This is a genomic window from Halopseudomonas salegens (assembly GCF_900105655.1).
Taxonomy (GTDB): Bacteria; Pseudomonadota; Gammaproteobacteria; order Pseudomonadales; family Pseudomonadaceae; genus Halopseudomonas; species Halopseudomonas salegens.
This window is the reverse complement of sequence record NZ_LT629787.1, coordinates 3,333,114-3,359,706: the sequence shown is the minus strand read 5'-3', so window position 1 is coordinate 3,359,706 and position 26,593 is coordinate 3,333,114. Positions and strand designations below refer to the sequence as shown.

Below are 26,593 nucleotides of genomic sequence, written 5' to 3'. Positions count from 1 at the left end.
ATTCAGGTGGGTGGCCAGGCATTATCGCAGCATAGCAGAGCCTGAACAGTGACAACGGCGGGCTGAATACTGCGCAATCAGGCTGCTGATCAACAGGCCGCCACTGACGGCGGCAGGAATGTTGTAGCGCTCCAGCCAGACTACCCGACGGTTGATCTGATAGCCCAGCCACAGGGCGATGATTGCCAATGCCAGCGTGGTCGGGGTGTTGATCAGTAGTGAGGGGGTATCCATGGCCTTTCCCGGTATAAGGTAACCCCGAGATTAGCAGTTCGTCACCCGCAAAGCAGCTGTCTGCACCACGGCAGAGGCACCGGCTTGATTCAGATCAATTTACTTGAAAATAATATATTAATTAATATATTGTATGTGCATTAAGTATCTGGAGAGCCGTCATGACTGCCCCTGCCCTGTCCCCTAGCGCTGACCAACTGGATATTGCCAGGCTGCGCGCCTCGGCCGATCAGGCACAGGCGTTGCTGAAAACCCTGGCCAACCGTGACCGCCTGTTGTTGCTCTGCCAGCTGGTCGCTGGCGAGCGCAATGTCAGTGAACTGGAAGCATCGGTCGGTATCCAGCAACCGACCCTGTCCCAGCAGCTGGCCGTGCTGCGCCGGGAAGGCCTGGTGGCCACTCGCCGCGAAGGAAAGCAGATTTTCTATCGCATCGACAGCCCGGAAGCCCTGGCTGTGCTGCAAACTCTGTATCAACTGTTCTGTGACGAGGCATCCGTATGAGCATCGATTGGGCCAATTTCACGCCGTGGAGTGCGTTGCTCGGCGGCATCCTTATCGGTTTGTCCGCTGGCTTGCTGGTGGTCATGAACGGCCGCATTGCCGGTATAAGCGGCATTGTTGGCAGCTTGTTGAACCGGCCCTGGCAGGGCAAAAGCGAAAACCTGCTGTTTGTACTGGGGATGCTGCTGGCGCCCCTGCTGTATTGGCTGGTCCATGCGCGTCCGACCGTGGTGATCGAGGCAGGCCCAGTGGCGCTGGTCGTTGCCGGCTTGCTGGTTGGTTTTGGCGCCCGGCTGGGTTCCGGATGTACCAGTGGGCATGGGGTCTGCGGCCTGTCCCGGCTGTCCCTGCGCGGGCTGGTGGCCACCCTGAGTTTTATGGGGAGTGGCTTTGCCATGGTCTATATTGTTCGTCATGTGATGGGAGCCTGAACCATGCGTAATCTGATTGCATTGCTCAGTGGCCTGATGTTCGGTCTTGGCCTGATCATCGCGGGTATGGCCAATCCGGCAAAAGTACTGGGATTTCTTGATCTGTTCGGGCAATGGGACCCGTCACTGGCGTTGGTCATGGGCGGCGCTATAGCTGCCGCGTTCCTGCCCATGCAATGGGCCATGCGTGCGCAAACCTGCGTCACTGGCGCACCCATGCAGTTACCGGCTACACGGCAGATTGATCGCCGTCTGGTGAGTGGCAGCCTGTTGTTTGGTGCCGGTTGGGGGCTGGCCGGTTTTTGCCCGGGTCCGGCGGTGGTTGCCCTCGGCGCAGCCATGCCCGGTGCAGTGATTTTCGTGCTGGCCATGTTGATCGGTATGGCCGGGTTTGAGCGTTACAACCGACGACTACAGGCCCGCGACTGATGGATCCGAAAGCGCATCTGCAACCACCGGGCGGTAGTGGTTATCTGGCCTGGGTACGACATTATCGGCGGGCCTGGTTGAGTGGTGATCTGACCGCTGGAGTCGTGGTCAGTGTCATGATCATTCCGCAAAGCATGGCCTATGCCATGCTGGCGGGTTTGCCGGTTCAGGTCGGTCTGTATGCCAGCATTCTGCCCTTGATCGGCTATGCCTTGTTTGGAAGCAGTATGACGATGTCGGTCGGCCCGGTAGCGGTGACTGCGTTGATGACTGCTGCCCTGCTCGGCCCCATGGCCGCGATCGGTAGTGGCGAGTACCTGCAATTGGCGATCTGGCTGGCGCTGCTGTCCGGTGCCCTGCTGTTTCTGTTTGGTCTGCTGCGATTGGGTTTTCTGGCCAACTTTCTCAGCCATCCGGTGATCAGCGGTTTTATCAGCGGGGCGGCGGTGCTGATAGTGCTCAGCCAAATACCTCATTTGTTCGGGTTGAGCGAGTTGCCGGCCAGTCCGGATGCATTGTTGGCCGGCTGGCAACCGCTCAACAGTCTGATTCTGTTTTTGGGACTGGTAGGCCTGCTCTGGTTGCTCTATGCGCGCAGCTTGATGGCCAGGCACCTGGAGCAGATTGGTCTGGCGGCGCCGCTGGCCAAAATTCTTGCCCGCCTGGCGCCGATACTGGTGGTAGTGGTGGGTATCCTGGTCACTGATGTCTGGCAGTTGCACGATCGAGGCATGCCGGTTGTCGGTGAATTGCCGGCGGGCTTGCCCAGCCTGGTCTGGACCACTCCCGGCTGGAATACGCTGTACAGTCTGCTGCTGCCTGCGTTGCTGATCAGTCTGGTCAGTTTTGTGGAAAGTGTGTCCATTGCCCAGTCCCTGGCTCGGCACAAGCGCCAGAGTATCGATGCCAACCGTGAGTTGCTGGGGCTGGGTGCGGCCAATGTCGGTGCCGGCCTGAGTGGTGGCTTTGCCGTTTGCGGTGGTTTTTCCCGCTCGGTGGTCAATGATGAAGCCGGCGCACAGACCCCTCTGGCCGGGGTGGTGGCCGCCCTCATCATTGCGTTGATACTGGCTACCCTGGCGCCCCTGTTTGCGCAATTGCCACTGGTGGTGCTGGCGGTGGTAATCCTGGTGGCGGTAACCCCACTGATTGATCTGTCCAGTCTGCGTCGCGCCTGGCGCTATGATCGTGCCGAAGGCCTGACGCTGCTGCTGACGGCCCTTGGGGTGATCTTCATGGGCGTGGAAGCAGGGATTATCCTCGGCATTGCATTGTCGCTGGCAGCCCAGCTTTGGCGTGGCAGTCGGCCGCATGTTGCCGTACTGGGGCGGGTTCCGGAGACGGATTATTTCCGCAATACCAAGCGTCACCTGGTTGAAACCGAACCCCATTTGCTGGCCTTGCGCATCGATGAAAGCATTTTTTTCGCCAATACCAAAGCGGTGGAGCATGCGATTCAGCGGGCCTTGTCCGACTATCCGGATACCCGGGAGTTGTTGCTGATTCTGTCGGCGGTCAACCATATCGACAGCACCGGTCTGGACATGCTCAGTGAACTCAGTGAAGGCTTGGCCGAACGTGATATCCGCCTGCACCTGGCAGAAGTCAAAGGACCGGTGATGGATCAGCTGGAAAATACCGATTGGCTGGAACATCAGGTTGACGAAGTTTTTCCCAGCACCCTGATTGCATTTAATACCCTATCCAGTATAAATAGACCATCGGCCAACCCTGAGGAAGTAAACCCATGACCCCGAATGTAGGTAGTATCGACCGCATATTGCGCATTGTAGTCGGCCTGGTTCTGATCGCTCTGGCTCTTACCGGCGTTGTTGGCTGGTGGGGTTATATCGGCGTCGTGCCGTTGGCTACGGGCGTATTCCGTTTTTGTCCGGCTTATCCCCTGCTGGGTATCAATACCTGCGGCAAACCCAAGGCCTGAGCCGGGTCAACAACCAGATAACCAGTCAACAAGGAGTCCGTGATGAAAACCCTGATTGCCAGCCTGCTCGGTGCTGCCGTGCTTAGTGCCAGTCTGACCGCCCAGGCCCAGTTACCCCCGGAAGACCAGATCAAGTTTCGTCAGGCCGGTTACAGCTTCATGAGCTGGAACATGGGCAAGATCAAGGCGATGGCCATTGATGAAGCGGTGGAGTACGACCAACAGCAGATCCTGGCGGCCGCCAATGCCATCAACGGTATTGCCCAGTCCGGCATGGGCGCTCTTTTCGGCCCGGGTACCGAGGCGGATGTGGGCGACCAGGCTACCCGCGTTGATCCGGCGTTGTTCGACAACTTTCCGGAGGTTGCCGAGTTGTCCAAGGATTTTGTCGCCGCTTCGGACAACCTGGTCGAGCAGGCCGAGAACGGTGAGCAGAGCGATGTACGCGCCGCCTTTGCCGAGTTGGGCAAGAGCTGCAAAGCCTGCCATGACAAGTATCGAATGGATTGATCGCTCGGTCAGCGTTAAGCAGAAAGGGGGCCCAGGTGGCACCCTTTTTATCGTCAACTGCACACCCTGATTGCGAGCAGCAGTGCGGCGTGGCAATCCAGATGGCTGGGCTGCTTACTCCCATGCCGGGATGATGTCCGGGGGCTTTACCAGGCGGGTGCGGCTGGTGCCGGTGGCGGTATCTCGATCCACACACCGCTGGCCAACCAGACCATGGCCCCGGCAATCATCAGCGCAACCAGCAGCGCGATCCAGCCACCACCCCGCACGGGTTCAGATTGCTCCGGCGCAGCATGCTTGTAGCCATGCAGCATGGGCCCGACCAGTTTCTTGCCGCGCAGGCGGTAAACGATAATTGCCAGCACATGCAGCCCGACCAGAATATAGAGAAAGTCTTCTGTGCGGCGGTGCAGGCTGCTGATGTCGTTACTGAGACTGCTGCTGACCAGGTTGCGCAATGGCCCACTGAAAGCAATGTCATCATTGGCAAACAGGCCACTGACTGCCTGAAAACCAAACAAGCCGATCAGGGCAAACACTGACAGCGCCCCCAATGGATTGTGCCCCAGCCCATGCCAGCCGCCGCGCAGATAATCCATAAAGCGCCGTGGTGTAGGGAAAAAGCTGACAAAGCGCGAATGGGTAGAACCCACTACACCCCAGGCCAAACGAAAACTGAGCAAACCGATGATGCTCAGCCCCAGGCGCTCATGCCAGACCAGCCATTCTCCGCCCAGTTTGATACTGGCTACCGCACCGATGACACAGAGCACCAGTAGCCAGTGAAAAAGACGTAAAGGCAAATCCCAGACTTTGACTCGCATCAGCACAGCACTCCACCGCAAACATCCGCCAAAGCTAACCGCAAGTCAAAGTCTGCGGCAAGTCGAATCAGATCTGCCGCGCCAACTTGTCGCGGAGCTTCTCCGGATCATTGCCCGCAGCCTTATCCAGATCCGCCAGCTCCTGCGGCACATACCAGTGCAGCGTATCGGACTGGTAAGCCTGCCATACCACCTTGGCCACCTCGACGGCTTCAATAATGCGGAAGGCGCCGGTTGGTGCTGCCGCTGCCAACATGGCATCGTCCGGCATAGCAGTGCGTATCAAGCCCGGCAGTACATCGGCCACGCGGATGTCGAACCGACGAAACTCGTTGGACAGGGCCTCAGTAAGCCCCTTCACCGCATGTTTGGTTGCTGAATACACAGCAATCAGAGGCATTCCCATGGTTGCCGAGGATGACGAGGTAGTGAAGCACAGTGCATTGGGGGTGGCTTTGAGCAGCGGTAACGCAAGGTGGATGCCGTTCAGGACGCCGACCAGATTCACCTGTATCTGGCGCATCTGTTCCTCAAAGGGCATCTCGTCAAAGAAACCGCGCATGGCGATACCGGCGTTGTTGAACAGAATGTCCATACGCCCGTCTGTGGCCTCGCTGAAAGACTGCACTGCCTGCTCATAGGCGGTCTTGTCGCTGACATCCAGCTGTCCGATCAGGCAGTTATCCGCACCCAGTTCAGCCTGTAGCGCAACCAGACCGCGCTCGTTCAGATCAAAGGCACCGACAAACCAGCCCTGCTGCTGAAACAGTAAAGCGGTTTCACGGCCCATGCCGGAGGCGGCCCCGGTGATAAAAATGGATTGACGACCTGCGGCTGCTGGCATGGTTGATTACCTCTTTCTGATAGATAGACGATGACCCTAGCACGCAGGTGCGTGATTGAGAGCAAAGCACTAGTGAGAGTGATTGAGCTGCCATAGTGGCGCTTATGCACTGTCTTGTCGGGGCTTGCCAATTAGTTCACATATCAATTATATTGATTCGCATGTGAACTAATTGGTGGGCAGTATGGATACCCGCATTTTTTATTTGCTCAATATGGCCCGTCATCGGGTGTACAAGCATGCCGATCAGCATACCGAGCAAACACTGAACATATCCGTTACCCAGCTCGGTGCCCTGCTTCTGATCAGTGCCAATCAAGGGTGTCTGCAGAAAGATCTGGCCCATAGCCTGCAGCTGAACAACTCGGCCCTGACCGGCCTGGCCGGTCGGATGGAAGGTAAGGGCCTGATCGAGCGGCGAACCTGTGCTGCGGATGGACGCGCAACACGCCTTTACCTGACTGCACTGGGGCAAGAAAAAATTGATCTGGCACGACCTCAGCTGGACGCTCTGAATGCTCGTCTGACCGCCGGCTTCAGCACTGAAGAAATCAACGTGATCCTGACATTTCTCAACCATCTGGCCAATGACATCCCGGTCAACGGAGAACCGACATGAGCAGCCGAGAAACCCCGTTGGCCTTGCCAGCAGCCGAAGACATCATGCTGACAACACCTGGCGGGCATCGCATCAGCCTGCGTCTGTTTGCTGCTGAAGCCTCGCGCTCAGTGGTTATTCTGGCTGGCGCCATGGGTGTAAACCAACGTGCCTATGCGCGTTTTGCCGAGTTTTTGCGAACACAGGGCTTTACGGTCATCACCTTTGATTACTTTGGTTCGGGCGCCTCGTTGCATACCCATCTGCGTGACTGCCCGGTGCGCGTTACCGACTGGGGTGCAGAGGACTGCTCGGCAGTCATCCGTTATGCCCGCGAACAGTACCCGGATCAGCAATTGCAGTGGATGGGGCATAGTGTTGGTGGTCAGTTGCTGGGTATGACCCCGGAAGTCAATCGCCTGGATCATGCCATTACCATCGCCTGCGGTAGCGGCTATTGGTGGCAGAACTCGCCACCGACCAAGCGTGTCGCCTGGTTGCTGTGGTACCTGGTGGCACCCGCCAGTTTGCAGTTGTGCGGGTATTTCCCCGGCAAGCGTTTGAATATGGTGGGCGATCTGCCGCCCAATGTCATGCGCCAGTGGCGGCGCTGGTGCCTGCATCCGGAGTATGCAGTGGGGGTTGAAGGCGAGTCCCTGCGCCAGCAGTTCGCCGCCGTACAGGTGCCGATCAGCGCGATTGCATTTACCGATGATGAAATGATGTCAGAGACGAATACGCAATCAATGCACAGTTTTTTTGCCCAAACAGATGTGAACATGCAACGGATCGATCCGGCAGACATTGGTGAACGCAACATTGGCCATCTCGGCTGGTTCCGCGAACAGTACCGCGACACCCTGTGGCAAGGCACCTTGTTGCCGCTGTTGCAGGCTCAGGCAAAGTAATCCTGCATCCAGTCAAACAGCAGGTCAGTGCTGACGCCGCTCAGAGCCATCTGTTTGAACTCGGTGCTGACTTCATCCTGCAAGGTAACAAACTGATAGAGCAGAAAGCCCGGCTGCTCGTCATGCAGGATCAAGGTGATGCGCCGCCGGGTGCGCAAGCAATCAAGCGTCACCACATCAGCAGGAATGCCGCCATCGCGCATGCTGCGACGCACTTCAATCACCGGATTGATATGCGCGTGCGCGGTCTGAATGCGTGTATGGGCCTCACTGACCATGTCGGCAAGTGGCTGCAAAGGATCGGTAGGCATATTGCCGGGCTCCAGGTCGTTGGTAGGTGACGGGATGGTTTCAGCCGGCGCCAGTTAACCGGCTGTGGTGAATTCCGCTTTGATGCCCGGCGATATCAGGCGCCAGATCAGCCAGGCAAAGAGTGTGCAGAATACCAGGGCGACAATGCCACTGACGATGCGGAAGATCAGAGTCATGGTGGTGAAGTTGGCCGCCATATCCGCTGGAATGTCTTCAGGCAGCACCATATGACCCATCATTGTCTGTTGCATGATGAACCCGCCCGCGTTCCATAGAATGCCAAACCCGAGAATGCCGATGAAAATGCAGCGGGCCCAATTCTTGCGCAATAACAAGCCTATGGCGCTGAGCAGGGTAATCAAGCTAACCAGCAGCACCCCGAGGAACAGGAACTCCATATGACTCATCATCAACTGTACCGGGACTGGAAGCTCCTGAATGGATGGATCATTCTGCAGCGCCTGCGTCATTTCCTCTCTGGGAAACAGCAGGTAGACCATCAGATTCTGCACGATCGCAATCAGGGTAGTGAACGCACTCAGTCCAATGAAAATCCACGCCAGAACGGTAACGAATGTGGAACGAGTAACTCCTTGTGTCATTGTTGTCTTCCTTGTTTTTCAGAGGCTCATTAGTGAATCGGGTCAGTTCTCAAGGTTGCAGCAGCTGCTTGATCCAGCCGTCGCCACTTCGCGCAAAATATTCGCGCAGATGTAATCGGTCGTTCTGAAACGTCAGAAACTCTATCGATACAGGTTGTACACAAAAACCGCCCCAGTTGTCCGGTCTGGGGACGGGTTGTCCGGCGTGGGCATCAGCGGTCTGATTGAATCGCGTCGTCAGCTCTGTTTCCCTGGACAGTGGCTCACTCTGATTGAAGGCGCTGCTTGCCAACTGAGCCTCACGGTTTCTGGCGTGCCAGAAACGATCCGCTTCGGCAGCAGTTATAGCCTGTGCCAGACCAACAACCCGTATCTGATAGCCGGCATGATCCCACCAGGCGGTTAGCGCGATTTTGGCATTGTGTTGCAAGTGACGGGCTTTGACCGAGTCGAGATTGGTACAAAAGATAAAGCCGTCATTTGTCACGGCTTTCAGATCAACAAAGCGTCCGGCAGGAAAGCCCTGCGCATCAATGGTTGAGACGCAGATGGCGCTTTTCTGCTGCAAAGGGCTATCGGCCAGCGCTGCTTGCCAGCATTGTTCAAATTTTGCTATCGGGTTATCCATGAACGTTCACCGGTTTCAGGACGAACTGTCAGGGTGCGGCACCGAAGCGGGCAATTCAAGCAGCAATCCGGGCTGGAATAGCCCGGTCGGTTTCAGCTCAATGCGAGCCCGAGAAAAAGGATGAAACCGGTAATGATCAGGGCAACAGCCGAGAAAATCGTACCCAGAATGGCAAAGATCTTTTTCCGTTCTTTCTGCAGCAGCCCGCCAACACCCAGGCCGAATGCCACCAGCGCACCACCGAGGAAAAAAAACAACAGCAGGCCAATGACCGCCGCAGCGAGTGAATCTTCATCAAGACCGCCGGGTGTCGAGACTTCCATGACACCGGCAATGATGATCAGGATGAAAAGAGAAAGAGTAGAAACGATGCTGGTGATAAAGGAAGCAATCCCTATCCCTGAGTGTTTTTCTGCTTGCATTGCTATTCCTTGGCAAGAGTCGCCTGTTGGTGGTTGCCGGATATTGCTATTTTTTCAATCAGTTGCCAAGGGTTAAAACGTCTTTCGTCGCCAGTAAACTACGGCAGCGGCTCTGCTCCGACGCTGAGCAGATAGGCAATCACCGGTTGATTGTCGCCGTAGTGCGCCCACTTCAGGGGTGTTTCCTTGCCGCGACAGACGGGGTTGACCTGCGCTCCGTGCTCGACCAGATAGCGGACACTCTCAACCGGCGCGTCCGCTGCCAGGTAATGCAAGGCCGTGCAGCCATCACTGTCAGGATGATTCACCGGTACTCCGCTGGTCACCAGGTATTCGACTACCGCAACCTGTTCGGTCAAGGCGGCATACAGCAGTGCCTGATTGACCTGTTCCTGGGGGGCTTCCCCAATCTCGACGAAAGCCTTGAGGGTTTGCAGGTTGCCCACGCGAGCGGCCATTCGCAGGGCTTCACCATTGCGCCCGATGCTGAAATCGTTATTGTGCTGCAGCAGCATTCGGGTCATCTCAAAGTCATCGGCGTAGGCAGCGCGAAACAGGGTATCCGTACCGGGCCGGGCACCATGTCTGATCAAGGCTGAAACAAGAAGACGGGAGCCGCGTCGCACGGATAGGTCGAGACTATCCTGCAGTTCGCTACTGCTGAACTGTACGTTGCTGCCGGGGCGCTCCAGCATTACAGCGAGGCCGTAGTTGCTTGAGGTGGCGGCGTGCTTGAGTGCTGCTTTCAAGTCAGCATCACTGATACTGTCGAAAAAACCGATGGCAGCAAACAGATAGGCCCCATCCAGGCTGCGACTTTGGGTGGCGGTTTTCAAACCATCAATATCAATGCTGACTTTGCGCTGGGTGAGTTCGGCCAGCGCGTCTGCGGCGGCGTCCTCTCGCTGACCGCAGCCGCCGATCAGCAAGGCTGACAGTACTGACAGCAATAACAGCATTCGTGGCAATGGCATGCGTAGAGCTCCTTTCTACCGGGTGTCTGTAAATCGGCCTAGCCTACCATGCTGCCGCCTTGACCATCAGCAAGGCTCCGGTCACGACCAGCAGGCTATACACCAGCTGACGAAAGCGTTGTTCGTTGAGGCGATGATGCAGGAATTCCCCGGCCCAGACGCCAATCACCAGTATGGGCAGATACCAGATCACCTTGTGCAGGCTGGGCAGCAGACTGCCATCAAGCAGAAAAAGAAAGGTCAGGCTGGTATTCAGGCTGAACCAGACGCTGATCAGGGTGGCGCGTAGTTGGCTTTTGTCCAGCGTGGTGCCAGCCAGCGCATAGACCAGTAAAGGCCCACCGGAGGCAAACAGGCCGTGGGTCAGGCCGGCACCAAAAGTCAGGCTGCGGCTGAGCCAGACGGGGTGGTGAGTGGCTACGTGCTTGCGCGCCATGCGCCAAAGCTCCCGAGCGGCAAACCAGAAGACCAGCAACCCGAACAATAGTTTGAGCAGGTTGTCGCCCAGCCAGGGGCGGAGCCCGTAACCCACCAGGGTGCCAGCGAGCATCAGTGGCAGAATGAGTCTGAGCAGGGTTGGCCAGTGAATATGTTGGCGATGGCGCCAGGTCAGGTAGCCGGTCATGCAGATATTCAGTGGCACCAGTACCGGCATCAGGGAATCGATGGGCAGCAGCAGGGCGCCGAGTGACAGCGCGATGACCAGACTGCCGAAGCCGGTGATGGCTTCGACGGTATAGGCGAGCAGGATAAACGCGGCGAGCCAGAGCCAGGGGTCGAGAAGCATGGTGGTCCTTATCGGGCATTGGCGGGGATGCAGGCTTCGGGTATCACCCCCGCCCCCTCTCCGCTCAAGGGAGAGGGGTGATTGTTGTTATCAGCGCAATTCGCCTGCGAAGCGCTTCCGTACTTGACGCAAGTACAGGCCTGGGGCAATCCGCCAGAGCAGGCTGCCAAAACGGGAAACCGGTTCGGGCAGCAGCCAGCGTTTGCGTTTTTGCAGGCTCTGGTCAATCAGCGTGGCCATCCATTCGGCACTTTTCATCCTGCCAATCATGGAGCGCGCGTGTTGAGCCGTGGTGCCATCCTTGCCCAGGGCGTGGTGCTCGATCGGCGTGTCCAGAAAGCTCGGGTAAGCCATCAGGATATGAATGCCGTCGGCTTCCAGCTCCAGGCGCAACACTTCAAAGAACTGGGTCAGGGCACTTTTTGCCGCACAGTAGGCGGCGCGGCCAGGTACCGGCATCCAGCCAGCCATGGAACCGATGCAGATAATCTGGCCGCCGGACTCACGCAGCAGCGGCAAGGCTGCCAGAGTCAGTTCGACCGGCCCCTGCCAGTTCACCGCCATGACCTTGCGAAACACCGCCGGATTGGTCTGGTGAGCCGGAGAACGGTGGGTAATGCCGGCATTGTTGACCAGCAGATCGAGAGCGCCGAACTGGGCCCGGGTTTCATCCAGCAGATAGCCGATATCCTCCGGCCGGGTGATATCGCAGGTGACCGTCAACACGCGCTGCGGGTCGTTCAGTTCGCTGGCGCGCTGGCTCAGCCCGGCAGTGTCGATATCCGCCAGCACCAGGTTGTGCCCGGCGGCAAACCAGTGCCGGGCCATGGCCCAGCCCAGGCCAGAGGCGGCGCCGGTAATCAGGGTAGTGGTCATAGTGTGTTGCCTGGGTTGGTCATTCGGGTTGCTCCATGGGTCGCTGCGCTCTGCACAAGGACGGTTCAGGGATGACACCACACGCGGGATACCGCTATCGTCAATGCCAGGGCTCCAGGCCGGTGGCAATCCACAGCGGATGAACAGCCGCCAGCGGGCCCGCAAGCAAACCGTCTACTTTCGCAAGCCATAATCTTACGGCTTGCGTAACCCATTCTGCTCGACAAAATACTCGAACACCTCGGCCGAGGTCTTGGCCAGCGGGTAGCCGAACTCCTCTTTCAGCCGGCGGTTGCTCAGCACCGGACGGTAGCGCAGGAAGTTGATCTGCTCGGGCCCGGTGGGTTTACCGCGCCATTTGGCGACCTGAAGGCCAGCTTTGACCAGCCAGACGGGCAAGCGCACCAGTGGTTTGTTCAGCCGCTGGGCGATGTCGGCCATGGTCAGGGCGCCGTCGCCGGCCATATTGTAGATGCCGGTCTTGTTTTCACGGATGCCCATTTCCATGGCACCGATGACATCCTGATCCCAGATAAAAACAAAAGGCGAATCGCTGCCCTTGAGGGCGAGGATCTTCGGTGCCATAAACAGCCCGGTGATCTGGTTGCGCGTGTTGCTGCCGAGCACGGTACCGGGGCGAAAAATCAGTTGCTGGAGTTCCGGGTGTTGCTGGCGGTACTCGACGAGTAACTCTTCGATCTGGCGTTTATGATCGGAATAGGCAAACTCGCGGTTGCCGCGCAAGGCGTCATCCTCATCGATCCATGCCGGGTTGTCGGCGTAATAGCCGTAGGCGGCGCCGGAACTGGTCACCGTCAGATGCTGCACCCCGGCCAGTCGACAACAGTCGAGCACATTGCGCATGCCATTGACGTCAATATCATAATCCCGGGCACGGTCTTTCGAGGCTTGCAGCACCGAAGCCAGATGCACCACATGAGTGATCTGCTCGCGTTGCAGCAGGCCGGCCAGTGCCGGGTCACGGATATCCAGTTGCTCGACCGGGAAAGCGAGGTCATCGCGGGGGCGAATGTCCGTGCCGAGGACGTGGAAGTCTGCCGCCAGGCGGTTGCCCAGTTGATGGCCGATATAACCGGCAGCGCCGGTGATCAGTATGCGTTGGGTCATGGTTGTTGTTCTTGTGCTCTGGAAAGAGTGGAAACCGGGGTGTCGGGCACCGGCAAACGGGCCCAGATCTGCGACAGGGTAATACCGCTGACCAGATGCCAGACGCCCCAGAAGGCGGTGATCAGCATCATGCCGCCGGCCTGGGGAAAGAAGGTGAACAGAATCACCAGGCCGAGGCCGGAATTCTGGATACCCACCTCCATGGTTACGGCACGGCGGTCGGCGACCGGCAGTTTGAGCAACCGCCCCATGCCGTAGCCCAGCGACAGCGCCAGCAGGTTGTGCCCGACCACCAGCCAGAAGAAGCTGTGGAAACGCTCGACAAACAGGTCGAGGTTGTTGGAAAAGGCAATCGCGACAAAGCCGAGAAACACCAGTAGCGACACCATGCGCAGCGGTTTTTCACTGCGCGCCACCAGTCTCGGAAAACGCCGTCCGGCGGTCATGCCCAGAATCAATGGCACGGCCAGCACCAGGAGAACCAACAGCAGAATGCTCCCTGGTTCCAGGCTGATCTGGGTCAGATAATCCCGGGTGTAGGGGTTGAGCCAACCGTAGAGGGCAAAGTTCAGAGGGGTCATTACCGTGGCCGCCAGGCTGGAGACGGCGGTCATGCTGACTGAAACGGCGACGCTGCCGCGGCCGAGCCAGGTCATGATGTTGGAAAAGCTGCCACCGGGGCAGGAGGCAACCAACAGCATGCCCAGAGCCAGTTCCGGTTCAATCGCCAGCGCCCAGGTCAGCAGGCAGGTCGCCAGCGGCAACAGCAAAAACTGGGCGAACAATCCGGCCAGCGGGGCTACCGGAGCCAGGGCAATACGCTTGAAGTCGTCCAGCCGCAAGCTCAGCGACACACCGAACATCATGCAGGCCATGATGACGTTCAGAGCAATCAGGCTGGCCGGATCGAACGCGATTGGCAGCGCGTCATTCATGCGCTCACCGGTTGCGCCTGTTCGTTGGGCAACGCTTGTTCCAGCTCGTCGATGTGGTGCTTGAGTGTGGCCAGGTAAGCATCCTTGTTGACGTAGTAAGCCATGCGCGCCAGCTTGATGTAATCGTAGCCACCATCAATTGCCTGACTGGCGCGCTCGCGCTTGAGGTGGTTGAAACTGCTGGCTGCGGCGCTTTTCGCCAACTGATGCTGGATATACAGGGCCACCAGACGTGCTTGCTGGTTGCGCCCTTCCCAACCCAGACCAGAGGCTTCGATCATGCCGAGCATAAACAGGTTGTGGTGCTCGGGGTGAAAGACATTCATATACAGCTGCGGAGCGTCTTGTTCCGAGGGCCAGTTCAGGTGCTGGCGCTGGATAAAGGGATAATCCAGTTGGTACCCGGTGGCCATCAGAATCAGATCGTAATCGGCACTTTCGCCATCGGTAAAGTGCACGGTCTGGCCATCGATGCGAGCGATGTCACGGCGCGGGGTGATGTCCCCATGACCCAGGTGATGCAGGATCAGTGAGTTCATCACCGGGTGTGATTCGTACATGCGATAGTCAGGGTCGGGCAAGCCGTAATCCGAGGGTTTGCCGACCAGGAAGCGGATCAGTGCGGCGTCCAGGCGTTGTTTGAGCGGGCGCGGCAGTTTGATTTTGCCACCCAGGGTATCGACCGGCCGGCCTTTGACGAATTTGGGAATAAAGTAGTAGCCACGGCGCAAGCTCATATCGACCTTGGCAGCCTGGTGTACGGCGTCCACGGCGATATCGGCGCCGGAGTTGCCGCAGCCGAGAATCAGCACACGCTTGCCCTTGAATACCTCCGGGCTGCGGTACTCGGCGGAATGCATCAGCTGGCCGTTGAAATCGCCGGGCACTGAGGGTCGGTTTGGGGTATGCAGGGTGCCATTGGCGATAAGAATGCCGTCGAAACGGCGTTGTTGCTGTTCGCCATTGCGTTCGCTGGTCAGCAGCCAGCCGTCGCCGTCGGGGGCCAGGTCGAGCACACGGGTGTTGAATTCGTAGTGTTCCTTGAGGCCAAAATGCTCGGCGTAGTCGCGGAAGTATTGGCGCATTTCGCTGTGGTGCGGGTAGGCGGCGACATCGTCGCGCATGGGGAATTCAGCGAACTCGGTCATGCGTTTGGAAGAGATCAGGTGTGCGCTGTCGTACATGGTGCTGTGCGGGTTGTCGATATCCCACAGGCCGCCGACATCGCTGTGCAGGTCAAAGCCGACAAAGGGGATATCGAGCTTTTGCAGGTTGCGTGCTGCGGCCAGGCCCATGGGGCCGGCACCGATGACTGCGTACATGGGTGTTCCTCTTTTATATTTGTTTTAACACTGCTTGCGCCGGTCTTAGTGCCTGCGCTGCTCCGTAGCCCCTTGGTCAGACACGCTACAAGCCATCCCTGGGGCTCGACGATGCACATCCTTGTGCATCGACGGTCTGACCAAGGGACTACGGAGCAGCGCCTGCGAACATTGTGCGCTCATCCCGTAACACTCAAGCCAGGTTGCAGTTTATGATGCCCAGTCTAGCCGAATGCCAAGCAGTGGTATCGGCTCAAACGGGACAGGGAGCCGGCAATTCAGGCCATGCATGATTGTGCAGAACACAGCGTAACGCCGCGCTACAGCCAGGCTATTGTGCAGATGGCGACGCAACTGGGGTTGCGGCTGCCGGAGCCGCTGGTGGCGCGTTTGCAGGGTGTGCAGCGGGTGCCGATTGCCTGGCAGGATGAGCTGTGGGAGGCCTTCTGTCAGGCCAGTGATGATCCCTTGATCGGCCTGAAGCTGGGCCTGCAGGTACAGATTGGCCATCTGGACAGCGTCGGCATGCTGCTGGTGACCTGCGAGACCTTTGGCGAAGCCTTGGAGGAGTTGATTGAATACGCGCCGGTCATTGGCGATGGCGGCGAGTTTCATCTGCACCGCGAGCAGGATCAGGTGTGTATCGACTATCAGCCGCACCTGCAGGTGCGGGTCGCCGAGCGGGTGGAGGCGGTGCTGGCGAGCATGCTCAGTTTGACCCGCTGGGCGACCGGTGGTCGGTTTCAGACCACGGGCATCAGTCTGGCCCATGCGCCACAGGCGCCGGAGGCCGAGTATGCACAGTTGCTCGGCTGCCCGGTGCAGTTCAATGCCGGCTGTAACCACCTGGGCTTTGCCGCCTCACAACTGTCACTGCCGCAGATTCAGGCCAATGCGGCACTGCGTGACCACTTGCGACAGCTGGCGGACTTCACCCTGGCGGAAATGGGCCAGCACAGTGTGAGTGCCGAAGTGCAGCGGCTGGTGCGGGGCAACCCGCGCTGGGGCAAGGAGCGGGTGGCGGAGCAGTTGAATCTGAGTGGGAGGCACCTGAACCGCAAGTTGGCGGAGGAAGGGCTGTCGTTCAAGAGCCTGCGTGAGAGTGTCCTGCAGCAGATGGCCTGCCAGGCCTTGCGTGGGCCGCAGCGGATCAGCGAGATTGCCGAGCAGTTGGGCTTTTCCGATGAGAACGCCTTTGTGCGGGCATTTCGCCGCTGGCAAGGGGTGACGCCTTCGCGTTTTCGCAACAGTGTCGATGGGTAGTGAGCACTATTCGTATTCAGCTCTCCTCTGCTGTCGTCTACAGTTCCACAGTAGCCATCCAGTTGGCATCTCCCCAGGTATCCGCGAAGTGGCTAACAATATATTTCGTTAACTGGTTCACATAACAGACAGAACCCAATTGTTCAGGTTCACAAGCTATCGTAGGATTCTGCCTGCAGCGATGCCTGCCTTTACCTGCCTGGATGGAGCAACGGAATGAGCCTCCAGCAGCATTGAACGATAGCAACGACTTTTGAAAGGGATTTTATATGGTCAACTCAACGGACTATCTCGAATACCGTGTCAAACCGGGCGATAGCCTGTCGATGATTATGAGCCGGTTTTATGCAGTTAGCCCGCGCTGCCCCGGCTATAGCGGGTACCTCCACCAAATACTGTCCATGAACCCCCATATCAGAGATCCGGACCTGATTCGCGCAGGATCGATTCTGCGTTTGACCACCAGCCCAGGGCCGATAACTTTTGCACCGCCGATTCCTCTTGATCGTTTGCCACATCGGCCGATAGTGGAACCCGCCTTCACGCCGATTATCCCGATCAGGCCGATTCAAACGGCTCCCCGGAATTTCATGCTCGAGGATGTTCCCCCTCAGGACGAACTCGACTACTGGGTGTTGAGCTGGTTCGCAGAGAATACAAACTACCTGGTCGTGCCTGGCAGTGTTGCTCTTGGTGCCAAAACCAATCTGCTAAGCCCGGCCAACATCGCCTTGATTGAGCGGGTTGATGACCTGTATGTGAAATACAAGACCGGTCAAATCCAGGAAAATCAGTACGCTTATCAGCGCCGAAAAGCGCTCAATCAATTGAGAGCCAACATTGGCCCGATGGAGCGCCTCTTGTTTGGCAATCAGACAACCCATCAGGCCATTCGTATTGCCCGTGGTGGTGGCGTACCCGCCAACCAGAACATCATTCAACATCGCAATCGTCTCAGGCGCCTGGCCAGCTACGGCAGGTATGGCGGCTATCTTCTTACGGGCGTCGGCCTGACGGCCTCCTGTCTGCAAATTGCTGCAGCCAGCAGCCGTCACGAGAAAAATGAGATCTTTGTGGAGACGATTGCGAGTACTGGGGTTGGTTTGGTTGGAGGTCTTATTGTGGGTTTATATCTGGCGTCTAATCCGGTGGGCTGGGGAACTGCTTTGATTATAGCTGCAGGTAGTGCAGCGGTAAGTTTTGGCGGCGGTCGGATAGCTGGAACAGTCTACACTCTGTCTGGAACCGAAGTAGATCTTGTATCTGGCGCGGGAGTAGATGCGGTATGTCGATAGATACTTTGATTTTATGGTCTTACTTATGGACGGCACTTTTTGTAGCAGCCATGTTATGTTTTGTTGTGATATTTGTAATACATTTTTTTGTACCTAAAGTTTTGATAGCTACTTATTTCAAAGAGCCCTATTTTTCGCCCAAGGAAATTGAATTTTTTACCGGATTTCCTTTTGGTTACATAAGAACAGTCATGTTCATGCGGGTTGTCGGCTGGCCAAGTAGCGGAAAAAAACGGGGGCTAACCCAAGCTTATAAGCTATCGCCTTCTTGGTTTCGACGCACATCTATAATCTTCGTTTTAATTTTTGTGGCAGTCAGTGTACCAATGTTTATGCTGGGAATTTTTTTGTATTTTTCTTTTTGTGTTTTCCACGGTCGTTGTTGAGTGGTTTACCTGTCCCGCCCAGAAACTAAATTTTCTTGTAGGGCGAAGGTAATTTGGTTACTTGTAATCATCGTAGGTGGCACATGCTACCCGGGGCAATGTCTTGCGTTCCGTTCGCATCGGCGGTTAGCTATGACCTTGGTTATGGGGGCCGATATGCTTACACACGATATGGTAGTAAAGTAGATTATGTATCTGGAATGGGGATAGATTCAATATGCCGTTAGAGCTTATCCGTTATCTTGCATACCTATCATTTTTTCTTGTGTTGGGTCTCATAATATTGATGTCGGCTATGTGTGTAATGCGTTTATTTTTACCTAAAGCCATGTTTGAAGCGTACTTCAAAGAACCCTATTTCTCACACACTGAAATAGCGATTTTTAGTGCTTTCCCGTTCACCTTTTTTAGAGTCATCATGTTCATGCGGCTAGCCGGCTGGCCGAGTAGCGGAAAACGACGGGGGATGACCGAAGCTTACTTGTTGGCGCCAATATGGTTTCGCCGCATATCGAAAGTCATGATTAGTATTTTGCTGGTGCTCTTCCCGTCGGTAGTTATTTTGGGGGGTGTTTTTGCTATTGCAGCCGTGCTTGATAAATAGCTGAAACTGTGTTTTATCAAGGCTTGCTAATGGTTTTCACCGGTTTAATGACATGGATTTTGTATCTGGCCTGGGGGGTGGATTCAATATGCCGATAGAGCTGCTCCGTTATCTTGCATACCTGTATTTTTTTATTATATTGGCTATCATTGGATGGCTTTTTATTATGTTTGTTATGAGCTTTTTCATACCTAAAGCCATGTTTGACAAGTACTTCAAAGAGCCTTATTTCTCTCACACTGAAATAGCGGTGTTTAGTGCCTTTCCACTTAATTTCTACAGGGTTGTCATGTTTATGCGGCTAGCCGGCTGGCCCAATAGCGGTAAACGACGGGGGATGACCGAAGCTTACTTGCTGGCGCCAATATGGTTTCGCCGCATATCGAAAGTCATGTTTAGCATTTTGCTGGTGCTCTTCCCGTTGGTAGTTATTTTGGGGCTTATTTTAGCTATTGCGCTTTGAGTTTGTCATTGCTATTAACGGGGGATGTCTTGTGTTTCACAGCGACGATGTGCCTGACTCCATTCTGTGTGCAAGCTGTGCCAGCCACCAAGACAATAATGAGATATGTGTGACTGTGATTGTGAATACTTCCGTTGGTGCATTTGCTGGCGCAGTTGCCACATTGTTTTTGATATCAACTCCTCTGGGTTGGGGAGCGGCGTTGGTTTTGGCTGCGGGTAGTGCGGCGATTAGTTATGGCGCTGGCAGCGGTCTTCGATATGCTTATACAACTTCTGGTACTAAAGTGGATTTTGTATCTGGAATGGGGGTGGATTCAATATGCCGATAGAGCTGCTCCGTTATCTTGCATATCTATCATTTTTTGTTTTTTTGGCAGTCATTATATGGCTATTTATTATGTTTGTTATGAGTTTTTTTATACCTAAAGCCATGTTTGACAAGTACTTCAAAGAGCCTTATTTCTCTCGCACTGAAATAGCGGTGTTTAGTGCCTTTCCTCTTAATTTCTTCAGGGTCGCCATGTTTATGCGGCTAGCCGGCTGGCCGAGTAGCGGAAAACGACGGGGGATGACCGAAGCCTACTTGTTGGCGCCAATATGGTTTCGCCGCATATCGAAAGTCATGATCAGAATTTTGCTGGTACTGTTTCCATCGATAGTTGTTTTGGGGCTTTTTTTTGCTCTTGTGGCTGTACTTGACACATAGCTGAAGCCGTATTGAATGAAGGCTGTCTTTACAGCTTGCACAGGGTTTAATAATGAGCTGGACTTGCGGCCTCAAGGTCCAAGTGCAACAACTTGGATAGATTGTTGCACTTGGATACTGATACAGAGCCAGCTGGCTCGTCTGACTTGTCGCGGTACTGATCGTCCAGGGACGCTCAGGCATTCATCTTCAACAACCCACCTCGCAAGCTCGCCACCTTTTCCCGGCCATGTTCTTTCAGGATGCTGACGGCCATCGCTGAGCGGCGGCCGGAGCGGCACAGGGTAATCACGGGCTTGTCCTGTGCTACTTCATCAACGCGGTCGCGCAATTGGCCCAGCGGGATATGTTGGCTGTGCAGACCCTGCGGGCATTCACCCTCGATGACTTCATCGGGCTCGCGTACATCGAGCACGCTGACCGAGGGCTGATTCTGGATCAGCCATTCCGGCTCTACTTCCGGCACGCCGGCGAAGGTAATGCGCAGGTCGGCCCAGTCGGCCTCGCCGGGTACCTTGCCGTCTTCCGGGCAGCCGCTGCGCAGGTTGGCCGGTACGGCTTCGTCGATCTTTTTCGGGTGCGGTAGCTGCATGGCTTTCATGTAGCCAACAAAATCGGTTTCGTTGGCCTGGCCGCCGACGCGGGCGTTGAACTGTTTTTCCTCGCCGATGGTGCTTTGGGTACGTCCGTTATAGTCATGCGCAGGGAACACGGCACAGGTGTCCGGCAGACTGAACAGTTGCTCGGTGATCGAGTGATACAGGGTGCTGGCATTACCCTGCTGGAAGTCACTGCGTCCGCAGCCGCGAATCAGTAACGTGTCGCCGGTAAATACCATCGACTGGTCACTCAAGATATAGCTCATGCAGCCGTCGGTGTGCCCGGGCGTTGCGCGGGCCTCGAGTTCGACCCCTTGCACGCCGAAGCGCTGGCCATGCTTCAGGGGCAGGTCGACGTGGTCGGCATTGATCACGGCTGCTGAGGCAATGGCGCAGCCGGTTTTCTGCTTGAGCAGCCAGGCAGCCGTGACATGGTCGGCATGCGCGTGGGTGTCTACCACCAGCTTCAGGGTCAGGCCCAGCTCCTGCAGCAGGGCCAGGTCGCGTTGCACTTGCTCGAATACCGGGTCGATCAGTAGCGCCTGCTGGCTGCTTTCGTCGGCAAGCAGGTAGGTATAGGTTGAAGAAGTGGCATCGTACAGTTGGCGAAATAGCATGAGTCCTCCGGAAATAGCGGCCTGGGGAGCTGGCAGAGGCAACAAGCGCCGGGTTTGATGAGCCGTTACCCGGTATGCTTGATGCGCCTTTAATCTATAGCAGCTTTAATACCCCTATAGGTATCTAGGTGCCCAGCATATTAGATATTTATGGTCTATGCATAGAACGATTAAGAATATGGACTGATCCAATCATTCTTTACCGCGAGGGAGCTCGAGTGCTGTCTACCGAACTGGGTTTTTTGGCGTTATCCACCGAGCGTGTTCTCGCGGCGCTGGCTTTTGCTCTGGCGTTGCTGGTCGGCTGGCTGGCCGGGCGCGGGCGTAATGTCAGTATCGTTGATCTGCTCAGCAGCCTGTTGCTGCTGGCACTGGTGGTAGCGCGATTGAGTTTTGTGCTGTTCTATCATGAGCATTATCAGCTGTTCAGTCTGGGCTGGCTGGATATTCGCGACGGAGGCTTTCTGCTCTGGCCGGGCTTGTTGGCGGCAGCCATCTATGCGGGTTGGCGCGCCTGGCAGCAGGTGGCCGTACGGCGACCCCTGTTACTGGCCTCAGTGGTCGGTGGCGGTTTCTGGTTGCTCAGTCTCGTCGCCTTCTCGCAGTTGCAACACAGCCAGCAAGTGCCGGAGTTGAGCTTTTACAGCCTGGCTGGCGCGCCGCTGCAATTAACTGACATCGAAGGGCCCATGGTGGTGAATATCTGGGCCACCTGGTGCCCGCCCTGTCGCCGGGAGATGCCGGTACTGCAACAGGCGCAACAGGAACAGGATGGCGTCACCATCGTACTGGTCAACGCTGGTGAGAGTACTGCCGAGATTGCCCACTTTCTGACCTCACAGGGACTGGAGCTGGATAACCTCTGGCGTGACCCGGACAATGCACTCGGCCTGGCCGTTGGCTCCCGCGCGCTGCCGACAACCTTGTTCTATCACAGTGACGGTAGCCTGGCGGATGCACATCTTGGCGAGCTGTCAGCGGCTGGCCTGCAGCGGGCAATACAGCGCTTGCGCTAAGGCTGTGGGTGGATTCTCGGCAACGGGCAACAGATAGCCCTATAATCCCTGCATAATCTCTTGTCAGGGTGCTTGCCATGCGCGTTTTGTTTCCCGCCGGTCTGTTGGCCGTTTTGTTGTTGTTGGCTGCGTGTGCCGATCCGGCGCCGGATCCGGTCGAGCTGGTGCGACCGGTAAAACTCTTTACCGTCACTGATCCCGGAGCCCAGCGGCTGCGCGAGTTTCCGGCGCGTCTACAAGCGCCGGAAGAGGCGCAGCTGTCCTTCCGTCTTGGCGGTGAATTGCGCGAGCTGCATGCGCGCGAGGGCCGCAAGGTCGAGGCGGGTGACCTGATTGCCGAGCTGGATGACACCGATTATCGGCTGCGCCTGCAGGACCGTGAAGCGACCTATGAGCTGACCCGTAGCCAGCTGGAACGCATGCGCACCCTGGTTGACCGCCAGGTGGTGTCGCGTGCCGAATTTGAAGAGCGCCAGGCACAGTTCAATTCCGCCGAGGCTGCCTTGAATCTGGCTCGCCAGGAGCTGGCGTACACGCAACTCAAGGCCCCTTTTGCCGGGTTGGTGGCACGTACGCATGTCGAGCGTTATCAGACGGTCCAGCCCAATCAACCGATTGTCACACTCTATGCAGGCGAGAGCATGGATGTGGTGTTTCAGTTGCCGGAAAGCCTGTTGGCCAATCTGCGTCCGGATACGTCGCCAACCAGCTACCAACCAAGAGTTCGCATCGACAGCCTGCCGGGTCTGGATGTGTTGGCACATTACAAGGAACACGCCAGTCAGCCTGATCCGCGCACCCTGACTTATGAGGTCACCCTGGGTATGCCGCTGCCCCCGGGAGTGGTGCTGTTGCCGGGGATGAGCGCTACCGTGGTGGTGGATTTTGCCCGTCTTGGCAATACCGGGGATTTACCCTTGCTGGTGCCGGTGGAGGCTGTTTTCAGCCCGGATGAACAGGGACCAGAGGTCCGTCAGGTCTGGGTTGCCGAGGTGCAGGATGAGACCTTGCGGGTGACTGCCCGCGACGTCACCGTTGGCCAGCTGACGGCCAATGGCATCGAGATACTCAGTGGCCTGGAACCCGGTGAGCAGATTGTTGCCGTAGGGTCCTCCGAGTTGTCGGAAGGGCAGCAGGTACGCCCCTGGGAGCGGGAGCGCGGCTTGTGAGTACGGATATTGCCGGATACTTCATTCAGCGCAAGGTCACCAGTTGGCTGATCGCCCTGCTCCTGGGCATCGGCGGCATCATTGCCTTCCTTGATCTTGGTCGCCTGGAAGATCCCGACTTCACGCTGAAAATGGCCATGGTGGTAACCCCTTACCCTGGCGCCTCGCCGCAACAGGTTGAGGAGGAGGTGACCTATCCGCTGGAAAATGCCATCCAGCAATTGGCGTATGTTGACAGCATTCGCTCGATCAGTGGTGCCGGGTTGTCGCAGATCACGGTAGAAATGAAGAGCCAGTATGGCGCGGATCAATTACCCCAGATCTGGGATGAAATGCGCCGCAAGATCAATGATATTCGGCCGCATTTGCCACCGGGGGTGGAAGCACCGCGGATTCAGGATGACTTCAGCGACGTATACGGCACTTTTCTGCTGTTGCGCGGTGATGGCTATAGTTACCGGGAATTGCGCGATTTTGCCAATTATTTGCGCCGCGAGCTGATTCTGGTGCCCGGTGTCGGCAAAGTGGCGCTGGCGGGCGAACCCCAGGAACAGGTATTTCTGGAAATATCCCGTGCCCGCATGACCAGCCTGGGTGTTGCGCCCGTGCGCTTGCAGCAACTGTTGAGCAACCAGAACGTCGTCTCCGATGCCGGCAGCATCTGGATCGGCAGCGAGTCAGTGCGTTTGCACCCGACCGGTGAGTTTACCGACATTGGCGAACTGGAGCGCTTGATCATCAGCGATCCGGGTACCGCGCAACGGATTTATCTGGGCGATATTGCCGAGGTGCGGCGCGGCTTTACCGATCAACCGAGCAATCTCTATCACGCTCAGGGCGAGCGCGCCCTGGCGCTGGGGGTAGCCTTCGCTGATCACGTCAATGTGGTCGATGTCGGCCACGCGGTACAAGCGCGACTGGCGGAACTGGATGGCGACCGCCCGGCCGGTATGCAGTTGGATGTGTTTTACGATCAGGCCACCGAGGTGCAGGGGTCGGTCAGTGGTTTTGTGCTCAGCTTTATCATGGCGGTGGTTATCGTTGTGGTTGTGCTGTTGCTCTTCATGGGGCTGCGCAGCGGCCTGCTGATCGGTCTGATTCTGGCGCTCACAGTGCTCGGTACCTTTATTTTCATGCACCTTCTGGGTATCGAATTGCAGCGTATTTCCCTGGGCGCGTTGATTATTGCCCTGGGTATGCTGGTGGACAATGCCATCGTGATTGTCGAAGGCATTCTGGTTGGTCGGCAGCGTGGTCAGTCTACGCTGCAAGCCGCGCGCGCGGTGGTCACCCAGACCAAGTTCCCGCTCCTCGGCGCCACTGCAATTGCCATTATCGCTTTTGCGCCCATCGGTCTGTCCGAGGATGCGACCGGGGAATATTGCCTGTCACTGTTTCAGGTGTTGCTGATTTCCCTGCTGCTCAGTTGGGTTACGGCGATTACCCTGACGCCCTTCTTTGCCAGTTTGCTGTTCGGGAATACCCCTGAGAACAATAGCCAAAGCGATTCGGACCCCTACCAGGGCCTGCTGTTCACCCTGTATCGGCGGTTGCTGGGCACGGCTCTGCGTCAGCGTACGCTGACCCTGGCCTTGATGGTGGTCTTGCTGCTGGCCAGTGCCTGGGGCTTTACTCAGGTACGCCAGAGTTTCTTTCCGCCGTCCAACACCCCGATGTTCTTTGTCGATCTCTGGCTGCCCAAGGGTAGTGACATTCGTTACACCGAGCAGGTAGTCAGCACAATCGACCAGTACGTACTGGAGCAGGACGGCGTCACGGCGGTGACCTCGACCGTTGGCCAGGGCGCGTTGCGGTTTATCCTGACCTATTTCCCGCAGCGCCAGCACAACAACTTTGCCCAGTTGCTGGTTCGCACCGAGCACCTGGATCAGGTGGTACCCCTGATCGAGCAATTGGAAGTTTACTTGCAGCAAGAGCACCCCAATGTACAGGCCAAACTCAAGCAACTGATGCTCGGGCCAGGAGCCGATAGCAAGATCGAAGCGCGCTTTACGGGGCCTGATCCGCAGGTGCTGCGTCAGCTGGGTGCGCAAGCCCAGACCATCATGCGGGCTGATGCAGTATCCAGCGCGGTCATGCATGACTGGCGGGAGCGGACCAAGCTGGTGCGCCCACAGTTCGCTGAGGCGCAGGCGCGTGAACTGGGGGTCGACAAGCGTGACCTGGATGCATTGCTGAAAATGAATTTCAGTGGCCTGACCCTGGGGCTATACCGCGACGGCACCCGGTTGCTGCCGATTGTTGCCCGCACTCCGGATGAGGAACGGCTGAATCCGGGCACCCTGAATGACCTGATGGTCTGGAGCACAGCGCGGGACACCTATGTCTCCATTGAACAGGTGGTCACCGGCTTTGTTACCGAATGGGAGGACCCCTTGATCATGCGCCAGGATCGCCGGCGTACCCTGACGGTGCAGGCCGATCCGAGTCTGCTCAGTGGCCAGACTGCCGACCAGTTGTTCCAGCGCCTGCGTCCGCAGATTGAAGCAATTGAGCTGCCGCGTGGCTACCAGCTGGAATGGGGCGGTGAATTCGAAAGCTCCCGCGATGCCCGCAAAGCGGTATTCGGCAGCCTGCCCCTTGGCTATCTGGCGATGTTCCTGATCACCATTTTGCTGTTCGATTCGTTCAAGCGAGCTGCGGCCATTTGGCTGGTGGTCCCTTTGGCGATCATCGGCGTGACCATCGGCTTCTTGCTCACCGGCATTCCCTTCGGCTTTATGGCCTTGCTGGGTCTGCTCAGCCTGAGCGGGATGCTGGTGAAAAACGGCATCGTGCTGGTCGATGAGATCAAGATACAGCTGGAAACCGGCAAGGAGCCCGGGCTGGCGCTGGTCGATGCGGCAGTCAGCCGGGCACGGCCGGTCGCCATGGCCGCGCTGACCACCATTCTGGGCATGGCACCGCTGTTGTTCGATGCCTTCTTCCAGAGTATGGCGGTGGTGATCATGTTTGGTCTTGGCTTTGCGACCTTGCTGACTCTGGTGATCTTGCCGGTGATTTACAGTCTGCTGTACGGCATTGATGTCGAAGCACATGCGCTCGGCGAGACTGGCTGAGCAGCACCAGCCGGGTGCGGTTGTCCCTGTTCTGGTGCATCCGCTTCCCGGTTTCAACTCGTTATGCCCCGGTGGCAGGGGACAGGCTGCTGGCATGAATTTCGCTAGACATGGTATGACGCATACGCTGCCGGGACGACCCGGCCGCTGGCTGTATTCGCTGCCAGCGCCTGTCTCTGGACGA

At 57.0% G+C, this 26,593-nt stretch carries 31 protein-coding genes; 17 read left to right on the top strand and 14 right to left on the bottom strand.

The window, feature by feature from the left end:
- Positions 1-21: 21 nt before the first annotated feature.
- The gene (locus tag BLU07_RS15570; protein ID WP_092388756.1) at positions 22-234 is read right to left on the bottom strand and encodes a sodium/glutamate symporter; all 213 of its coding nucleotides are present in this window, start codon (positions 232-234) and stop codon (positions 22-24) included.
- A 161-nt stretch (positions 235-395) separates the two neighbouring features.
- Between BLU07_RS15570 and BLU07_RS15565 the strand changes: the two genes are divergently transcribed.
- The 6 genes from BLU07_RS15565 to BLU07_RS15540 are packed head-to-tail and all read left to right on the top strand — an operon-like array spanning position 396 to position 4,049.
- Positions 396-737 (top strand): ArsR/SmtB family transcription factor, encoded by a 342-nt coding sequence (locus tag BLU07_RS15565; RefSeq protein WP_092388753.1) that lies wholly within the window; start codon positions 396-398, stop codon positions 735-737.
- On the top strand, positions 734-1,168 hold the full coding sequence (locus BLU07_RS15560) for a YeeE/YedE family protein (protein WP_092388751.1): 435 nt from the start codon (positions 734-736) through the stop codon (positions 1,166-1,168). Before BLU07_RS15565 ends, BLU07_RS15560 begins: the two co-directional genes overlap by 4 nt.
- A 3-nt stretch (positions 1,169-1,171) precedes the next feature.
- Positions 1,172-1,597: a DUF6691 family protein gene (locus BLU07_RS15555; protein ID WP_092388749.1), complete on the top strand. Its 426-nt coding sequence runs from the start codon at positions 1,172-1,174 to the stop codon at positions 1,595-1,597.
- Positions 1,597-3,348: a SulP family inorganic anion transporter gene (locus tag BLU07_RS15550; RefSeq protein ID WP_092388747.1), complete on the top strand. Its 1,752-nt coding sequence runs from the start codon at positions 1,597-1,599 to the stop codon at positions 3,346-3,348. Before BLU07_RS15555 ends, BLU07_RS15550 begins: the two co-directional genes overlap by 1 nt.
- Positions 3,345-3,539 carry a YgaP family membrane protein gene (locus tag BLU07_RS15545; protein ID WP_092388745.1) on the top strand — a complete coding sequence of 65 codons (195 nt, stop codon included), beginning with the start codon at positions 3,345-3,347 and terminating at the stop codon, positions 3,537-3,539. Before BLU07_RS15550 ends, BLU07_RS15545 begins: the two co-directional genes overlap by 4 nt.
- Before the next feature lie 42 nt (positions 3,540-3,581).
- Entirely contained in the window at positions 3,582-4,049 is a 468-nt protein-coding gene (locus tag BLU07_RS15540; RefSeq protein ID WP_092388743.1) for a c-type cytochrome, read from the top strand.
- Between the two features lie 146 nt (positions 4,050-4,195).
- On the opposite strand, the gene BLU07_RS15535 is transcribed toward BLU07_RS15540, so the two are convergent.
- Both BLU07_RS15535 and BLU07_RS15530 read right to left on the bottom strand, forming a co-directional pair.
- Positions 4,196-4,873 carry a cytochrome b/b6 domain-containing protein gene (locus tag BLU07_RS15535; RefSeq protein ID WP_092388741.1) on the bottom strand — a complete coding sequence of 226 codons (678 nt, stop codon included), beginning with the start codon at positions 4,871-4,873 and terminating at the stop codon, positions 4,196-4,198.
- Between the two features lie 67 nt (positions 4,874-4,940).
- Complete coding sequence (locus BLU07_RS15530; protein WP_092388739.1) at positions 4,941-5,717, bottom strand: SDR family oxidoreductase; 777 nt, start codon at positions 5,715-5,717, stop codon at positions 4,941-4,943.
- Positions 5,718-5,901: 184 nt separating this feature from the next.
- Here BLU07_RS15530 and BLU07_RS15525 point away from each other — a divergent pair, with 184 nt between their 5' ends.
- A complete protein-coding gene (locus BLU07_RS15525; RefSeq protein WP_092388737.1) occupies positions 5,902-6,336 on the top strand; it encodes a MarR family winged helix-turn-helix transcriptional regulator in 435 nt (144 codons plus the stop codon).
- The gene (locus BLU07_RS15520; protein WP_092388735.1) at positions 6,333-7,223 is read left to right on the top strand and encodes an alpha/beta hydrolase family protein; all 891 of its coding nucleotides are present in this window, start codon (positions 6,333-6,335) and stop codon (positions 7,221-7,223) included. Before BLU07_RS15525 ends, BLU07_RS15520 begins: the two co-directional genes overlap by 4 nt.
- On the opposite strand, the gene BLU07_RS15515 is transcribed toward BLU07_RS15520, so the two are convergent.
- The 10 genes from BLU07_RS15515 to BLU07_RS15470 form a co-directional block, all read right to left on the bottom strand.
- Positions 7,211-7,534, bottom strand: a complete 324-nt coding sequence (locus tag BLU07_RS15515) for a hypothetical protein (protein ID WP_092388733.1) — start codon at positions 7,532-7,534, stop codon at positions 7,211-7,213. The two genes, BLU07_RS15520 and BLU07_RS15515, sit on opposite strands and share 13 nt — an antisense overlap.
- Positions 7,535-7,588: 54 nt before the next feature.
- Positions 7,589-8,137 carry a hypothetical protein gene (locus tag BLU07_RS15510; RefSeq protein WP_092388731.1) on the bottom strand — a complete coding sequence of 183 codons (549 nt, stop codon included), beginning with the start codon at positions 8,135-8,137 and terminating at the stop codon, positions 7,589-7,591.
- Between the two features lie 49 nt (positions 8,138-8,186).
- Entirely contained in the window at positions 8,187-8,765 is a 579-nt protein-coding gene (locus BLU07_RS15505) for a pyridoxine/pyridoxamine 5'-phosphate oxidase (protein ID WP_092388729.1), read from the bottom strand.
- Between the two features lie 92 nt (positions 8,766-8,857).
- Positions 8,858-9,187: a hypothetical protein gene (locus BLU07_RS15500; RefSeq protein ID WP_092388728.1), complete on the bottom strand. Its 330-nt coding sequence runs from the start codon at positions 9,185-9,187 to the stop codon at positions 8,858-8,860.
- Positions 9,188-9,285: 98 nt separating this feature from the next.
- Positions 9,286-10,161 (bottom strand): ankyrin repeat domain-containing protein, encoded by an 876-nt coding sequence (locus tag BLU07_RS15495; protein ID WP_092388726.1) that lies wholly within the window; start codon positions 10,159-10,161, stop codon positions 9,286-9,288.
- 43 nt (positions 10,162-10,204) lie between these two features.
- Entirely contained in the window at positions 10,205-10,948 is a 744-nt protein-coding gene (locus BLU07_RS15490; RefSeq protein ID WP_092388724.1) for a sulfite exporter TauE/SafE family protein, read from the bottom strand.
- A gap of 90 nt (positions 10,949-11,038) precedes the next feature.
- Positions 11,039-11,824 carry an SDR family oxidoreductase gene (locus tag BLU07_RS15485; RefSeq protein WP_092388722.1) on the bottom strand — a complete coding sequence of 262 codons (786 nt, stop codon included), beginning with the start codon at positions 11,822-11,824 and terminating at the stop codon, positions 11,039-11,041.
- Between the two features lie 195 nt (positions 11,825-12,019).
- A complete protein-coding gene (locus BLU07_RS15480; RefSeq protein WP_092388720.1) occupies positions 12,020-12,952 on the bottom strand; it encodes an SDR family oxidoreductase in 933 nt (310 codons plus the stop codon).
- Positions 12,949-13,887 carry a bile acid:sodium symporter family protein gene (locus BLU07_RS15475; protein WP_092388718.1) on the bottom strand — a complete coding sequence of 313 codons (939 nt, stop codon included), beginning with the start codon at positions 13,885-13,887 and terminating at the stop codon, positions 12,949-12,951. Before BLU07_RS15475 ends, BLU07_RS15480 begins: the two co-directional genes overlap by 4 nt.
- A complete protein-coding gene (locus tag BLU07_RS15470) occupies positions 13,884-15,209 on the bottom strand; it encodes a flavin-containing monooxygenase (protein ID WP_092388716.1) in 1,326 nt (441 codons plus the stop codon). Before BLU07_RS15470 ends, BLU07_RS15475 begins: the two co-directional genes overlap by 4 nt.
- 285 nt (positions 15,210-15,494) lie before the next feature.
- Here BLU07_RS15470 and BLU07_RS15465 point away from each other — a divergent pair, with 285 nt between their 5' ends.
- From BLU07_RS15465 to BLU07_RS15445, 6 genes are all read left to right on the top strand, one after another.
- Positions 15,495-16,472 (top strand): AraC family transcriptional regulator, encoded by a 978-nt coding sequence (locus tag BLU07_RS15465; RefSeq protein ID WP_092388714.1) that lies wholly within the window; start codon positions 15,495-15,497, stop codon positions 16,470-16,472.
- Positions 16,473-16,741: 269 nt separating this feature from the next.
- Complete coding sequence (locus tag BLU07_RS15460) at positions 16,742-17,767, top strand: LysM peptidoglycan-binding domain-containing protein (RefSeq protein ID WP_092388712.1); 1,026 nt, start codon at positions 16,742-16,744, stop codon at positions 17,765-17,767.
- Positions 17,758-18,153 carry a hypothetical protein gene (locus BLU07_RS17655; protein WP_157719226.1) on the top strand — a complete coding sequence of 132 codons (396 nt, stop codon included), beginning with the start codon at positions 17,758-17,760 and terminating at the stop codon, positions 18,151-18,153. The genes BLU07_RS15460 and BLU07_RS17655 overlap by 10 nt, the downstream gene beginning before the upstream one ends.
- 217 nt (positions 18,154-18,370) lie before the next feature.
- Positions 18,371-18,757, top strand: coding sequence for a hypothetical protein (locus BLU07_RS15455; protein WP_092388710.1), 387 nt, complete (start codon positions 18,371-18,373; stop codon positions 18,755-18,757).
- Positions 18,758-18,809: 52 nt separating this feature from the next.
- Complete coding sequence (locus tag BLU07_RS15450; protein ID WP_157719225.1) at positions 18,810-19,220, top strand: hypothetical protein; 411 nt, start codon at positions 18,810-18,812, stop codon at positions 19,218-19,220.
- Positions 19,221-19,541: 321 nt separating this feature from the next.
- Positions 19,542-19,928: a hypothetical protein gene (locus BLU07_RS15445; protein WP_092388706.1), complete on the top strand. Its 387-nt coding sequence runs from the start codon at positions 19,542-19,544 to the stop codon at positions 19,926-19,928.
- A 175-nt stretch (positions 19,929-20,103) separates the two neighbouring features.
- Here BLU07_RS15445 and BLU07_RS15440 read toward each other — a convergent pair whose 3' ends face one another.
- The gene (locus BLU07_RS15440) at positions 20,104-21,144 is read right to left on the bottom strand and encodes an MBL fold metallo-hydrolase (RefSeq protein ID WP_092388704.1); all 1,041 of its coding nucleotides are present in this window, start codon (positions 21,142-21,144) and stop codon (positions 20,104-20,106) included.
- A 218-nt stretch (positions 21,145-21,362) separates the two neighbouring features.
- On the opposite strand from BLU07_RS15440, the gene BLU07_RS15435 reads away from it, so the two are divergent.
- From BLU07_RS15435 to BLU07_RS15425, 3 genes are all read left to right on the top strand, one after another.
- The gene (locus BLU07_RS15435) at positions 21,363-22,160 is read left to right on the top strand and encodes a TlpA family protein disulfide reductase (protein WP_157719224.1); all 798 of its coding nucleotides are present in this window, start codon (positions 21,363-21,365) and stop codon (positions 22,158-22,160) included.
- Positions 22,161-22,237: 77 nt separating this feature from the next.
- Entirely contained in the window at positions 22,238-23,329 is a 1,092-nt protein-coding gene (locus BLU07_RS15430; RefSeq protein ID WP_092388700.1) for an efflux RND transporter periplasmic adaptor subunit, read from the top strand.
- Positions 23,326-26,409 carry an efflux RND transporter permease subunit gene (locus tag BLU07_RS15425; RefSeq protein WP_092388698.1) on the top strand — a complete coding sequence of 1,028 codons (3,084 nt, stop codon included), beginning with the start codon at positions 23,326-23,328 and terminating at the stop codon, positions 26,407-26,409. The genes BLU07_RS15430 and BLU07_RS15425 overlap by 4 nt, the downstream gene beginning before the upstream one ends.
- The last annotated feature ends 184 nt before the right edge of the window (positions 26,410-26,593 follow it).

Excerpts from the sequence above, each read along its gene's own strand:
- BLU07_RS15570 (WP_092388756.1), bottom strand. The coding sequence starts at position 234 with ATGGATACCCCCTCACTACTGATCAACACCCCGACCACGCTGGCATTG.
- BLU07_RS15565 (WP_092388753.1), top strand. The coding sequence starts at position 396 with ATGACTGCCCCTGCCCTGTCCCCTAGCGCTGACCAACTGGATATTGCC.
- BLU07_RS15560 (WP_092388751.1), top strand. The coding sequence starts at position 734 with ATGAGCATCGATTGGGCCAATTTCACGCCGTGGAGTGCGTTGCTCGGC.
- BLU07_RS15555 (WP_092388749.1), top strand. The coding sequence starts at position 1,172 with ATGCGTAATCTGATTGCATTGCTCAGTGGCCTGATGTTCGGTCTTGGC.
- BLU07_RS15550 (WP_092388747.1), top strand. The coding sequence starts at position 1,597 with ATGGATCCGAAAGCGCATCTGCAACCACCGGGCGGTAGTGGTTATCTG.
- BLU07_RS15545 (WP_092388745.1), top strand. The coding sequence starts at position 3,345 with ATGACCCCGAATGTAGGTAGTATCGACCGCATATTGCGCATTGTAGTC.
- BLU07_RS15540 (WP_092388743.1), top strand. The coding sequence starts at position 3,582 with ATGAAAACCCTGATTGCCAGCCTGCTCGGTGCTGCCGTGCTTAGTGCC.
- BLU07_RS15535 (WP_092388741.1), bottom strand. The coding sequence starts at position 4,873 with ATGCGAGTCAAAGTCTGGGATTTGCCTTTACGTCTTTTTCACTGGCTA.
- BLU07_RS15530 (WP_092388739.1), bottom strand. The coding sequence starts at position 5,717 with ATGCCAGCAGCCGCAGGTCGTCAATCCATTTTTATCACCGGGGCCGCC.
- BLU07_RS15525 (WP_092388737.1), top strand. The coding sequence starts at position 5,902 with ATGGATACCCGCATTTTTTATTTGCTCAATATGGCCCGTCATCGGGTG.
- BLU07_RS15520 (WP_092388735.1), top strand. The coding sequence starts at position 6,333 with ATGAGCAGCCGAGAAACCCCGTTGGCCTTGCCAGCAGCCGAAGACATC.
- BLU07_RS15515 (WP_092388733.1), bottom strand. The coding sequence starts at position 7,534 with ATGCCTACCGATCCTTTGCAGCCACTTGCCGACATGGTCAGTGAGGCC.
- BLU07_RS15510 (WP_092388731.1), bottom strand. The coding sequence starts at position 8,137 with ATGACACAAGGAGTTACTCGTTCCACATTCGTTACCGTTCTGGCGTGG.
- BLU07_RS15505 (WP_092388729.1), bottom strand. The coding sequence starts at position 8,765 with ATGGATAACCCGATAGCAAAATTTGAACAATGCTGGCAAGCAGCGCTG.
- BLU07_RS15500 (WP_092388728.1), bottom strand. The coding sequence starts at position 9,187 with ATGCAAGCAGAAAAACACTCAGGGATAGGGATTGCTTCCTTTATCACC.
- BLU07_RS15495 (WP_092388726.1), bottom strand. The coding sequence starts at position 10,161 with ATGCCATTGCCACGAATGCTGTTATTGCTGTCAGTACTGTCAGCCTTG.
- BLU07_RS15490 (WP_092388724.1), bottom strand. The coding sequence starts at position 10,948 with ATGCTTCTCGACCCCTGGCTCTGGCTCGCCGCGTTTATCCTGCTCGCC.
- BLU07_RS15485 (WP_092388722.1), bottom strand. The coding sequence starts at position 11,824 with ATGACCACTACCCTGATTACCGGCGCCGCCTCTGGCCTGGGCTGGGCC.
- BLU07_RS15480 (WP_092388720.1), bottom strand. The coding sequence starts at position 12,952 with ATGACCCAACGCATACTGATCACCGGCGCTGCCGGTTATATCGGCCAT.
- BLU07_RS15475 (WP_092388718.1), bottom strand. The coding sequence starts at position 13,887 with ATGAATGACGCGCTGCCAATCGCGTTCGATCCGGCCAGCCTGATTGCT.
- BLU07_RS15470 (WP_092388716.1), bottom strand. The coding sequence starts at position 15,209 with ATGTACGCAGTCATCGGTGCCGGCCCCATGGGCCTGGCCGCAGCACGC.
- BLU07_RS15465 (WP_092388714.1), top strand. The coding sequence starts at position 15,495 with ATGCATGATTGTGCAGAACACAGCGTAACGCCGCGCTACAGCCAGGCT.
- BLU07_RS15460 (WP_092388712.1), top strand. The coding sequence starts at position 16,742 with ATGGTCAACTCAACGGACTATCTCGAATACCGTGTCAAACCGGGCGAT.
- BLU07_RS17655 (WP_157719226.1), top strand. The coding sequence starts at position 17,758 with ATGTCGATAGATACTTTGATTTTATGGTCTTACTTATGGACGGCACTT.
- BLU07_RS15455 (WP_092388710.1), top strand. The coding sequence starts at position 18,371 with ATGCCGTTAGAGCTTATCCGTTATCTTGCATACCTATCATTTTTTCTT.
- BLU07_RS15450 (WP_157719225.1), top strand. The coding sequence starts at position 18,810 with ATGGATTTTGTATCTGGCCTGGGGGGTGGATTCAATATGCCGATAGAG.
- BLU07_RS15445 (WP_092388706.1), top strand. The coding sequence starts at position 19,542 with ATGCCGATAGAGCTGCTCCGTTATCTTGCATATCTATCATTTTTTGTT.
- BLU07_RS15440 (WP_092388704.1), bottom strand. The coding sequence starts at position 21,144 with ATGCTATTTCGCCAACTGTACGATGCCACTTCTTCAACCTATACCTAC.
- BLU07_RS15430 (WP_092388700.1), top strand. The coding sequence starts at position 22,238 with ATGCGCGTTTTGTTTCCCGCCGGTCTGTTGGCCGTTTTGTTGTTGTTG.